Annotated in this window: 10 protein-coding genes and 1 tRNA gene; 3 read left to right on the top strand and 8 right to left on the bottom strand. The window is 40.3% G+C overall.

Going from position 1 to position 12,385, the window contains the following annotated elements; all coding sequences use genetic code 11:
- Positions 1–6 precede the first annotated feature (6 nt).
- The 5 genes from AC3E9U_RS09220 to AC3E9U_RS09240 all read right to left on the bottom strand — a co-directional run bounded on the left by AC3E9U_RS09220 (position 7) and on the right by AC3E9U_RS09240 (position 6,606).
- Positions 7–1,053, bottom strand: coding sequence for a hypothetical protein (locus AC3E9U_RS09220; RefSeq protein ID WP_488746610.1), 1,047 nt, complete (start codon positions 1,051–1,053; stop codon positions 7–9).
- A 63-nt stretch (positions 1,054–1,116) separates the two neighbouring features.
- On the bottom strand, positions 1,117–4,563 hold the full coding sequence (locus AC3E9U_RS09225) for a pyruvate carboxylase (protein ID WP_488746611.1): 3,447 nt from the start codon (positions 4,561–4,563) through the stop codon (positions 1,117–1,119).
- Between the two features lie 352 nt (positions 4,564–4,915).
- Complete coding sequence (locus AC3E9U_RS09230) at positions 4,916–5,806, bottom strand: cation diffusion facilitator family transporter (protein WP_488746612.1); 891 nt, start codon at positions 5,804–5,806, stop codon at positions 4,916–4,918.
- A 59-nt stretch (positions 5,807–5,865) separates the two neighbouring features.
- Positions 5,866–6,297 (bottom strand): ribose 5-phosphate isomerase B, encoded by a 432-nt coding sequence (gene rpiB, locus AC3E9U_RS09235; RefSeq protein WP_488746613.1) that lies wholly within the window; start codon positions 6,295–6,297, stop codon positions 5,866–5,868.
- 69 nt (positions 6,298–6,366) lie between these two features.
- Positions 6,367–6,606 (bottom strand): DUF2007 domain-containing protein, encoded by a 240-nt coding sequence (locus AC3E9U_RS09240; RefSeq protein ID WP_488746614.1) that lies wholly within the window; start codon positions 6,604–6,606, stop codon positions 6,367–6,369.
- 111 nt (positions 6,607–6,717) lie between these two features.
- Here AC3E9U_RS09240 and rnr point away from each other — a divergent pair, with 111 nt between their 5' ends.
- From rnr to AC3E9U_RS09255, 3 genes are all read left to right on the top strand, one after another.
- Entirely contained in the window at positions 6,718–8,898 is a 2,181-nt protein-coding gene (gene rnr, locus AC3E9U_RS09245) for a ribonuclease R (protein WP_488746615.1), read from the top strand.
- A gap of 10 nt (positions 8,899–8,908) precedes the next feature.
- Positions 8,909–9,601, top strand: a complete 693-nt coding sequence (locus AC3E9U_RS09250) for a head GIN domain-containing protein (protein ID WP_488746616.1) — start codon at positions 8,909–8,911, stop codon at positions 9,599–9,601.
- A gap of 106 nt (positions 9,602–9,707) precedes the next feature.
- Positions 9,708–10,397 carry a LysE family translocator gene (locus AC3E9U_RS09255; RefSeq protein WP_488746617.1) on the top strand — a complete coding sequence of 230 codons (690 nt, stop codon included), beginning with the start codon at positions 9,708–9,710 and terminating at the stop codon, positions 10,395–10,397.
- A gap of 61 nt (positions 10,398–10,458) precedes the next feature.
- On the opposite strand, the gene AC3E9U_RS09260 is transcribed toward AC3E9U_RS09255, so the two are convergent.
- From AC3E9U_RS09260 to folB, 3 genes are all read right to left on the bottom strand, one after another.
- Complete coding sequence (locus AC3E9U_RS09260; protein ID WP_488746618.1) at positions 10,459–11,259, bottom strand: hypothetical protein; 801 nt, start codon at positions 11,257–11,259, stop codon at positions 10,459–10,461.
- Between the two features lie 581 nt (positions 11,260–11,840).
- Positions 11,841–11,911, bottom strand: a tRNA-Cys gene (locus AC3E9U_RS09265).
- Positions 11,912–11,992: 81 nt separating this feature from the next.
- A complete protein-coding gene (gene folB / locus AC3E9U_RS09270) occupies positions 11,993–12,352 on the bottom strand; it encodes a dihydroneopterin aldolase (protein ID WP_488746619.1) in 360 nt (119 codons plus the stop codon).
- Positions 12,353–12,385 lie beyond the last annotated feature (33 nt).

A 12,385-nucleotide genomic window follows, 5' to 3' on the forward strand; every position in this document is an offset into this window, starting at 1 on the left:
AACAGATTATCCGCCGTGACTGTGGTAATTCCGTTTGATGAAATTCAGGGCCGCTTCCACAATATCAACCATCGAGTTAGCATTTTTGAAATTTTTGTCGAAGGTCACCTCATAGGTTTCCTGTTTCAGACGTTCAAGATTAATGGTCGGAGACAATTCACTGGTTTTCATTGCCTGTAATAATTCACTTAAACGTTCCTCAAAGCCGGCAATTCTTCTCACCAGTATGGATCGCTCCTCGTTTTGATATTGTTCGATGGAACCTTTGGTAAGCTTGTCTTTTACCAATTGGGTAAAACGAAAATTCTCCTTAAAAAGATGCGGTTTGTAAAGTTTGAAATTGCCTTCATAGCATTGCTGGTCAAAATCGATCGCCCGGATTTTATACACGATATGGTCGTAATCGTAAATCGGAATGACTACAAAATTATACGAACGCATATCGCCCAAAAGTCCGATCATGCAACGTTCGTTGAATTTTACAAACTCCTTTGCGATTTGTGCTTTTTCGTTTTCCGTACATTTATCCAAATGATGTTTCAGAAAGACATCTCCGGGAATGCCCACAATATGTTCTTCGATCAGGGTTTCTTTATACACCAGAAAATTGATACTGTTCGGCGACATGATGTGTTCCAGCTCCAATCCGAAAATTCGGGAAGCATCGGCAATTTTCACGTAAAAGTGCGTGTAATTATCATTCAGAAGGTTTCGGATTTTTACCCGAAACGGCTTTGAATTTCCGAAGGTGCAAAAATCGATGTAGTCGACCGTCAAATTAATAATGTTTCGCTCATCTCCGTCGGAATGAAGCAGCGTATATATCTTCTTCAGACTTAAATCGATTTCTTTTTTTTCAAGTTCGTTGTAATAAACACGAACCCATAAGGTATCCTCATTGTTGTTATCATAGACGACAACACTTCCCTGAAAACGCAACAAATCATCGTAAAAAACATTCGTTCTTGCCACGCGTTTGTACTTTTCCAGATAAGCATAAAGCTCCTCGTTGATGGGATAATATTGTTTTTTTAATAACGGAGGATCACTCATAACCGGTTTTATATTTTCAAAAGTGATTGCGGTTGCTGTAAGAACAACAACCGCATCACTAAATTACTTAATCTGCATTACACAATCATCCTGCTCGATCATCATATTCTGCTTCAGTATTATTTTAGCTACGGTTCCATTTTTAGGAGCGCAGATGGTCGTTTCCATTTTCATGGCTTCGATCACAAACAATGGATGGTCTTTTTCCACTTCTTCATTTTCGTTCACGAGTATTTTTACCAATCGGCCCTGCAGCGGTGCTCCGATATCATCAGATCCCGCAACTTTCGCATTGGTCTCCTTAGCAGATTGAACCGAATTGTCTTTGATCATGATATTTCGGGTCTGCCCGTTGATCTGGAAATACACTTCTCTGAAACCTTCTTCATTAGGCTCGCTCATATAGCGGAAATCGATCATCATGTTTTTCCCTAAATCGAGATTGATAATCAGTTCTTCGTTGGTTTTCAACGGATAGTAAAAATACGGCGTAGGAAGTTTTTCCACCTTACCGAAATACTTTCTGAAACTGTAAAAATCTTCAAAAACCTTAGGAAACATAATGTACGATAACAAATCTTCCGTGGTTAGTTTGTCATCAAATTTCTGATGGAACAGTTGTAATTCCAGATCGAAATCAATCGGTTTAATATGTGCGTTAGGTTTTTCCGTGTATGGAATTTCCTTTTTCAGAATTATTTCCTGTAATTTTTTTGGAAATCCGCCGTAGGGCTGACCTAAATCTCCTCTAAATAACTGCTTCACCGATTCCGGGAAAGCAAGCGTATCGCCTTTCTCTAATACGTCGGCTGCGGTTAGATTATTTGAGGTCATGAACAAGGCCATATCACCCACCACTTTCGAAGACGGAGTTACTTTAACGATATCGCCGAACATTTCGTTTACCACCACATAATTCTGTTTGATGGTTTCAAATTTGTCCAACAACCCCAATGATTGTGCCTGCGGTAACAAATTGGAATACTGTCCGCCCGGAATTTCATGATCATAAACCTCAGCAGTTCCTGCTTTAAGTTCGCTTTCAAACGGATAGTAATATTCACGAACCACTTCAAAATAGTTGGAGTATTCGTTTAACTTCTTAAGATTAATCGGATTTTCTCTTTCCGTTCCGTGTAAAACGGCTACCAGCGAATTAAAATTAGGCTGCGACGTTAGTCCGCTCATAGAAGCAAGAGCAACATCCACTACGTCAACACCCGCTTCAATTGCTTTCAAATAAGTTGTGGATTGTACCGATGACGTGTCATGCGTATGCAGGTGAATCGGAATGGAAATATTCTTTTTCAGTTCCTTGATTAAAATTTCAGCAGCGTATGGTTTCAGTAGTCCGGCCATGTCTTTAATAGCTAGCATATGCGCTCCGGCTGCTTCCAGTTGTTTAGCCAGGTCAATATAATACTGAAGGTTGAATTTTTGTCGGTCCGGATTCATGAAATCTCCCGTATAACAAATACAGGCTTCGGCTATTGAATTGGTTTTTTCGCGAACCGTTTTTATGCTGTGGGTCATTCCCTCGATCCAGTTCAGTGAATCGAAAATTCGGAAAACATCAATTCCGTTTTCAGCACTTTTGATAATGAATTGCTCCAGCACATTGTCCGGGTAAGCCGCATAACCCACCGCGTTGCTTCCTCGGATCAACATCTGTAATAAAATGTTCGGCACCGATTTACGGATCAGACGCAAACGCTCCCACGGATCTTCGTGTAAGAAACGCATGGTCACGTCAAAAGTGGCGCCTCCCCAAACTTCCATTGAAAACAATTGCGGGAAATTCTTAGCGAAACCTTCGGTAACTTTCAGTATGTCGTAATTACGCAAACGCGTCGCAAACAACGACTGATGCGCGTCACGTAAAGTGGTATCGGTAAAGAAAATTTTCTTTTCGTTTTTAATATAATCCAGGAAAGCTTCCCTTCCCATTTCGGTAAGCAAATCCTTGGTTCCTTTTGGATAATCCGTCTGGGTTACTTCAGGAACAACCGGAGTTCTGAAAACTTTATCGGCATCGAATTCTTTTACGTCCGGATGCCCATTTACTTTTAGTTCGGCAAGGTATTTCAGCATTTTGGTACCTCGGTCATTGAAGTATTCCGGATCGGGTATCGTAAGTTGCGGATTATCCTGAATGAAATTCACCGTAGCTTTTCCATCGCGGAAAACAGGATTGGAAAGTACATTCAAAAGGAAAGGCATATTGGTTTTCACCCCTCGGATTCTGAACTCTTCCAGCGTTCTTCGCAAACGGTCGGAAGCGCCTTTTAAGGTTCTTCCGCTGGAGGAAACTTTCACCAGCATGGAATCGAAGAACGGAGATACCGTTACGCCGGTATAGCAATTCCCTTCATCCAGACGAATCCCATAACCTCCCGCATTTCGGTAGGCGATGATGGTTCCGTAATCCGGTTTGAAATCGTGCTCGATATCTTCGGTAGTAATACGACATTGAATCGCCCAACCGTTGCATTTAATATCTCCCTGATTGTGAATAAAAATCTGTCGGTGTGTCAACGGATAGCCAGCCGCAATAATAATCTGTGAACGTACAATGTCGATTCCGGTAATCTCTTCGGTGATGGTATGCTCTACCTGGATCCTTGGATTTACCTCGATGAAGTAAACATGTTCATCTTTATCCACCAGGAATTCAACGGTTCCGGCATTGTTATAATTAACGTACTTCGCAATTTTTAAAGCGTAATCATATAGTTTTTGCTTTGTTTCGTCTTTAAGAATGGAAGGTGCGATTTCGATGACCTTCTGAAAACGGCGTTGCACCGAACAGTCGCGTTCGTATAAGTGCACAATGTTTCCGAAATTATCGCCCAGGATCTGCACCTCAACGTGTTTCGGGTTATCGATAAATTTTTCGAGGAAAACGGTGTCATCACCAAATGCCTTTAAAGCTTCGCCTTTGGCATTATTAAAGGCGGTTTTCATTTCATCGGCATTACGTACCACACGCATTCCCCTGCCTCCGCCACCCGCAGCGGCTTTCAGCATTACGGGATAGGTAATTCTCTCGGCTTCGGAAAGTGCATCTTCGATGACATTCAGGTCTTTTTTGGAGTCGGCGATAATGGGAACCTCTATTTCCATAGCCACTTTTTTGGCCGCTACTTTGTCGCCCAATTGCATCATGGCTTCCTTGCGCGGACCAATAAAGATGATTCCTTCTTCTTCGCATCGTCGCACAAAGTCTACGTTCTCTGATAAGAATCCATATCCGGGATGGATGGCATCCACCTGATTGGCTTTGGCTACTCTGATAATTTCCTCGATATCAAGGTAAGGCTTCAGTGGTTCCGATTCGTCCCCAATCTGAAAACTCTGATCAGCTTTAAATCTGTGAAGTGAATATCGGTCTTCATGTGTAAAAACAGCAACCGTATCGATTTTTAATTCAGATGCTGCTCTGAAAACGCGGATTGCAATTTCTCCTCTGTTAGCCACTAATAATTTGTTGATTGTTGGATTTCCGATCATGTTGAGAAAATTTAAAATGTTGTGTTAAGGCTTACTAGTTGTTGTGTGTTGCACTTTCACAAAATAAAACAATAAATCGCTGTAAAACCGATTAAAATCTATTATTTTTTTAATTATTGCGAATAAATTAGTGTATAATTTGACAATTAATCAAATTTACGTCTTAAAACAAATCTTAAATTGCCAATAGTACAATATTTTAACAATTAGCCGATTTAAGACAATAGCACTTTGGGAATAGCACAAAAAACAAAAAGGCAGCATAGCACTGTCTTCCATTTTTCCTGCAAACAGAAATTTTAAAAGGAAACTTGAACCCTAATTTAATGATTTATTTTTTTAAACCATCAACTTATAGGTCATCGTCACGAAATGTCGGTTGAATCGTTACATTGGTGATTCCGAACTTTTCCAACAACATTTTTTCGATCTCAACGGAGATTGCATTAAACTGACTTACAGAAAAGTCATGAGAACATGCCAAACGGGCTTCGAGCAGTATTTCTTCTTCATTGAGGTGCCAAACGTGGATATTGTGTAGCTGCTTTACACCTTGAATTTTCTGCACTTCAAAAACAATTTCTTCGATATTAATATGTTCCGGAGTGAAAAGCATCAGCATTTTGGTGGATTTTTTTAGTAAATCGGCACTGACAAAAATTAAGTAAATGGCGATGACCAAAGTCAGCACGCTGTCAATCCAATAAATATGGTAGTATTTCATCAGCACCCCCCCGATCAAAACGGCTACCGAAGCTAACATATCGGAGAATAAATGCAGGTAAGCCGATTTCATATTCAGGTTATGGTCGGCATCTTTCTTAAGCAGTAAAGCCGAAATACCATTGACCACGATTCCTAACAAGGCCAGCCAAATTACCGTATCGGAAGCAATTTCCTTTGGATGAAAAAAACGGTTTATCGCCTCATAAATCAAGTACAAGGCGACGGCAACCAAAGTAAAAGCATTGACAAACGCCGCAATCAACTCGGCGCGTTTCAGTCCGAAGGTCTGACCTGTAGTCGCTTTTCTTCGGGACAATTTATGGGCCACGAGACTGAATAGGAGTGAAAGTACGTCACTGAAGTTGTGCAAGGCATCGGAAATCAGCGCCAGACTGCCTGATAAAATGCCTCCTACCAGCTGTGCCAGCGTAATTACGACGTTCAGCAAAATGGAGTACACCAGGTTTTTGCCTTCCACGTGGTGTTTGTGAATGCTGTGGTCGTGATGCAGTTCCATTGTTGAAGTATATTTTAAAAAAAATCCGATTCGCTAACGGAACCGGATTTTCATATTTTTTACTGACAAGCAATTTTATTTACCCTGGTGGCGTGTCTTCCACCTTCAAAATCGGTAGTTAAAAAAGTATCTACCATTTCCACTGCCTGTTTGATATTGGTATAACGTGCCGGAATACTAATTATGTTAGCATCGTTGTGCTGACGGGCCAAAGCCGCAATTTCGTTGATCCAGCACAAAGCCGCGCGTACACCCTGATGTTTGTTGGCTGTAATGGCAATTCCGTTTCCGCTTCCGCAGATGATGATCCCGAAATCGGCCATTCCGTTTTCCACATCATTGGCTACGGCATGACCAAAATCCGGGTAATCTACACTGTCAAAAGTGTCGGTTCCGTGATTGATGATAGTGTGCCCATTTGCTTCCAAATGTGCTATGATGGCTTTTTTGTAGTCTGGTCCGGCGTGGTCGTTTCCGATGGAGATTTTCATTGTTGTGTTGTGTTTATTTTGTCTTTCTGCACTGATAATTTATGTGCAATTAATTTATACAAAGATAAATCAAACGATTCTCAAATTTGAATCGTCCTTTAATTTTTTTAAAATTTCGCGAACTGTTTCCACATCCTCCGGATGCACTTTCAGTTTGATTCCCCCCAGCGCCTGCGAATACATGGGTGCAATGTTGGTCATGGTTTCATTTTCAAAGAAGTACTGAAGTTCCGACTGGTCCAAAAGGTGTTTGAGTACCGTAATTTCGTGCGGATAATCAAAAACGGCAACGGTTATAAATTCGATCATAAAAAAGCTTTGCCTAAAGATACAAAAGTTATTTTTAGTATAAATATTAAGCTTTAACCTTAAAAATCTTAATACTTATTCGTAATTTTCAGCATTATTAAGAAATGAACTATGAGTAAGAGACCTAAAAAATTAGGAAAAAAACAACACGATTTTACCGCTCAGATATTTAAGATACTGTCTAAAGAACCGAGTAAAACTTTCAACTACAAACAAATTGCTGCTGTCTTGCAGCTCAACGATACCAAAAGCCGAAATGAAATCATCCGGGATCTGAAACTGCTAAAAGCGCAGGACAGAATTCAGGAAACCGAAATCGGGAAATACCAGATGATTTCCAAAGCGGAATATTACGAAGGCACTATCGACATGACCAGCCGGAAGACAGGTTATTTGGTTTCTCCGGATCTGGAACACGATGTTTTTGTTCCGTTTCAGAACCTCAACCACGCGCTGGATGGTGACAAGGTAAGGGCTTACATTTATAATCGCAGAAGTTCCCGCAGACCGGAAGCTGAAGTACTCGAAATTCTGGAACGTAAAAAAGAAGAGTTCGTTGGCGTTATCGACGTGCAGAAAAATTTTGCTTTCGTAACCACAGCCAACGCCAAAATGTATACCGATATTTTCATTCCGAAAAATAAATTGGGGGAAGCCGAACACGGTGACGTCGTTTTGGTAAAAATGGAAGACTGGCCTAAAAAAGCCGATTCTCCGTTTGGTTCAGTAATTAAAGTCTTAGGAAAACCAGGGGAACATGATACCGAGATCCATGCGATTTTGGCCGAATATGGTTTGCCATACGATTTCCCTTTAGAAGTGGAAGCTTATGCGAAAAAGATTGACACTTCCATTACGGCTGAAGAAATTGCCAAACGCCGTGACATGCGTGAAACCTTAACCTTCACCATCGACCCGAAAGACGCCAAGGATTTTGACGATGCCCTTTCATTTCAGCTATTGGAAAACGGCAATTACGAAATCGGAATTCACATCGCCGATGTGTCGCACTATCTTAAAGAAGGAACGATTCTGGATGATGAAGCCTACAACCGCGCAACCTCTGTCTATTTGGTAGACCGTGTAGTTCCGATGCTTCCCGAGGTGCTGAGTAACTTTGCGTGTTCCCTTCGTCCGCATGAAGAAAAATATACGTTTTCCGCGGTTTTCGAACTAAATGACAAGGCTGAATTAATCAACCAATGGTTCGGAAGAACGGTGATTTATTCGGATCAGCGTTTTGCCTACGAAGAAGCCCAGCATATCATTGAAACCAAAGGAAACAATACAATTCCGACTGAAATTTCCATCACCGGAAAAGAATATGTTGTTGATGATTCCATCGTAAATGCGACACTGAAAATGGATGACCTGGCAAAAATCCTGCGCAGAAAACGTATGGCCGCCGGTGCTATCTCTTTTGACAAGGTGGAAGTGAAATTCAACCTGAACGAAGAAGCCGAACCGGTGGGCGTTTACTTTAAAGTATCCAAAGACGCGAATCACCTGATTGAGGAATTCATGCTTTTAGCCAACCGAAAAGTGGCCGAGTTCATCGGAAAGCAAAAGAAAACTTTCGTTTATCGTGTACACGACGAACCGAACGAAGATAAACTGATCAACATGCAAACTGTTATTTCTAAATTCGGATATACGCTTGATTTAAAATCGAAGCAAGGGATTTCTAAATCGCTAAACAGCTTGTTGGAAAATGTGAATGGGAAAAAAGAGCAGAATTTAATTGACACTTTAGCCATCCGAAGCATGAGTAAGGCGAGTTATTCTACGGAAAACATCGGGCATTACGGATTGGCGTTTGATTATTATTCGCATTTTACCTCGCCCATCCGTCGTTATCCCGATGTAATGGCACACCGTTTGTTGCAGCATTACCTCGACGGCGGAAAAAGTGTGAGCGAAGAAGATTACGAAGAAAAATGTGTGCACTCTTCCCAAATGGAAAGCTTAGCTGCCAATGCCGAGCGTGATTCGGTCAAATACATGCAGGTAAAGTACATGCAGGACCACAAAGATCAGGAATTCCTTGGTGTGATTTCCGGTGTGACCGAATGGGGTATTTATGTCGAAATCATTGAAAACAAATGTGAAGGCATGGTTCGTATCCGAGAAATACGCGATGATTATTACACTTTTGATGACAAACAATATGCGTTGGTAGGTGAAGTTTCCCATAATATTTTACAATTAGGAGACGAAGTTTACGTTAAAGTGAAGAATGCCGATTTAGTTAAAAAACAATTGGATTTCCATTATATCAGAAAACAAGAATAAAATTCAGGTTATGAGAAAATTAATTTTAGTAGCAGTGCTTTTTGCAGTGCAATTGGGTTTTTCACAAAAAAAAATCACCAAAAATGTAGGCGATTTTACCACTGTTAAAGTTTTTGATAAAATTTCCGTGCAGTTGGTACAAGGAACCGAAACCAAAGTAGAACTTTCCGGAGACCGCAGTGACGATGTGGAATTGGTCAACAAAAACGGAGAGCTGAAGATCCGAATGTCGGTAGACAAATTGTTAAAAGGCGAAGAAATAACAGCGATTGTTTATTTTAAAAAAATTGACACCGTTGAAGCTAGTGAAGGTTCTTACGTTTCGAGTCCGGTTACTTTTGACGGAGTTGAATTTTCGGTAAATGCGAAAGAAGGTGCGGAAATTAAACTAACCCTGGATGTGAAAAAAGCCATCATAAAAGCAACTTCGGGAGGACAACTGCGTTTAACCGGAAAGGCCCAAAATCAGGACATCGTAGTTTCTTCGGGCGGCATTGTAAGAGCCAGTGGTTTAGAAGGTTCACAAACCGTGGTGGCTGTTAACGCCGGCGGGGAGGCTGATGTTACCGCTACCGATCTTGTGGAAGCAAAAACCAGAGCCGGCGGAATTATTACCATTTACGGTAATCCGCGCCAGATCAACCAAAAAACGATTGCCGGAGGAACAATCCGTCAGCACAATCTGGAAAAAACTTCCAAATAAAATTCAAAACAACGGATCCCAAATCGTACTCGAAAACCTTATTGGTATTTGGAGTTTAAGATTTGGGATTTTATTTTTCTTACCTTTGCCCATATAACCTTTTTGAATGATCGACGATATCCTAACCGGAATTCCTTTAGGGTTCTTTCTGAGTTTTATGATCGGACCTGTTTTTTTTGTACTTCTTGAAACCAGTATTACCAAGGGTTTCCGCGCGGCTATGTCCTTTGATTTCGGAGTGGTTATTGCCGATATTTTCTTCATTGCGGTGGCCTATTTCAGTAGTTACCGACTTATCCAGAGTATTAAAGATGATCCGGCGTTGTTTATTTTCGGTGGCATTATTATGTTTACCTATGGAATGATTACGTTCCTTAAACTTCGAAAAGCACACAAGCTGATTGACCCGGATGAAGAGGTAGAGGAAATCATCCTTAAAAAGAACTATTTAAATCTGTTCATGAAAGGATTTCTGTTGAATTTCATCAATATCGGTGTGCTTGGCTTCTGGCTGGCTATCATCATAACTTTTGGACCTAAATTAGGTATGGAAACGTCCAGAATGGCGGTATTCTTTTCCGCGGTAATTGGTTCTTATCTTATTACTGATATCGGAAAAGTTCTTCTGGCAAAACAATTACGAAGCAAATTAACACCGGTCAACATTATTAAAGTCAAAAAAGCCAGCAGCATACTGTTGATCGTTTTTGGAATGGTACTGATGCTGCAGGGGTGGTTCCCGAAAGAAAAGGAATTTGTTAAAGATCAACTTGAAAAAATTGAACAGACCCAGTAAGCAATTTAAACTTGCATTCATATAAAAAGCCCTTGTAGTAAGGGCTTTTTTCTTTTTATACCTAATGTGTGACCGAAAAATTCTCCATATAGGTTCTCCATCCGGCAAGTAATTCTGATTCGGTTGAATTTAAGATGGCCAGTACTTCTGTTTTTTTATTTAACGGTAAAAGTTTTTTAAGTGTTTCCCTTCCGTATTTATTGTCAATATACATCACTACCGAACCGGACAGTCCGTACTTGATTTTTCCGGTCCAGAACTGATCTAGACTTTTAGGAAATTTATTTTCCGAGATTGCCTTCTTTACCTCTGAAATCCGGTCCGAATCACATTGTCCTGAAGCGTACGTCGCCAAACCCTCCACGAACCAGTCCATATCCTGAACATCGCTGAAATCCGGGCTGACATTTAGCTGGCCATGATACACGTGGACCAACTCGTGCGTGATCAAATGTTGTGTTTTTTTGCCGTCCGAATAACTGTGTTCGCACGCTTCCGTATCCCATCTTTTTGGAGAGATCAGATCCAGTTTGGTTGCCACACCGCTGGCCACCATCCAGCATTCCGATTTGAAATCGGGCATCTTCCAATCTTTTTGCCAGGCTTTTTCCAAAGAAGTTCTACTCGGATGTATGAAAACCGCAAATTCTTTTTTGAAGTCCCCACTGAAAAAAAAGGTTACCGAAGCCATTCCGTTTTCAATGAGTTTTCGATATTCTTTCTTGTTTTTCTTATCGCCTGACGTGTATAACAGTTTGTATTGTTTGTGCTTCTCGGTTATCCACTCCTGCTCAAATTTGTTCCAACTTATAAGTAATACTGCTGATAACAGTGTCAGCAGTAGTAGCGGCTTTAATTTCATCTTGAATAAAATTTTGGTTTAATAAAGAAAATATGCTTCCGTTGACTCTTTAAAACAATTAGTGATAGTATTCACGAAAAGTTACATTTTTTTGGAAGGAAGATAGTTAAAAATAGTAGCGAAAGTCATTTCGACAAAGGAGAAGTCACAAAATTCAACTGCAAAAACTTCCATTGGTAAACAAAACAACATTTATAAAGCTCTTTCTTAGAAGCAAAGGAGTTTTGAATCGCATCCTCTTTCTTTAATTTCATTCAAAAATTAAACATAAAAAAGAACTTTATTTCCGGAACTCCTTTGAGACATCGGGAGGATTTGAACCGCGATATCTTTAATTAATTTTTACTAAAAATTAGATAAAAAAAAGAGCTACATTACTGTAACTCTTCTTTGAGGCATCGAGCGGATTCGAACCGCGATATCTTTAATTAATTTTTCCTAAAAATTAGATAAAAAAAAGAGCTACATTACTATAACTCTTCTATGACGTATCGTGCGGATTTGAACCGCGATATCTTTAATTAATTTTTACTAAAAATTAGATAAAAAAAAAAGAGCTACATTACTGTAACTCTTCTTTGAGGCATCGAGCGGATTCGAACCGCTGTAGACGGTTTTGCAGACCGCTTCCTAGCCACTCGGACACGATGCCCTTCATATGGACGGCAAATATAGGATAATTTTTTATAGTTCCAAAGCCACAACCGCCAAGAGTTGCAAAGTTTTTTACTTTTTAACTTCTGTATTCTTCAATCTGGATGGTAACCGCCTCAACGTCACCACCAATAGGAGGATTTAGTTTGGATACGCCCACAATAATTCTTGAAACCTGAGGGATTTCCTTAAAAATACGGGCAATGATCCGCTGCGCCACATGTTCCAGTAATTTGGAACGGATATCCATTTCTTCGACTACGATTTTGTTCAGATGTACATAATCCACTGTATCAGTCAGTTCGTCTGAAAATGAGGATTTTCGCAAATCAGCTTTGATTTCCAAATCCACCGAATAATCCGATCCTATTTTTGCTTCTTCCACCAGGCAACCGTGGAAAGAAAACGTTCTTATGTTTTTTAATTTAATAACTCCCATACTTACTTTTCACCGTCATTTTCAAATCTTCTG

Source organism: Flavobacterium sp. 21.1 (assembly GCF_057801535.1).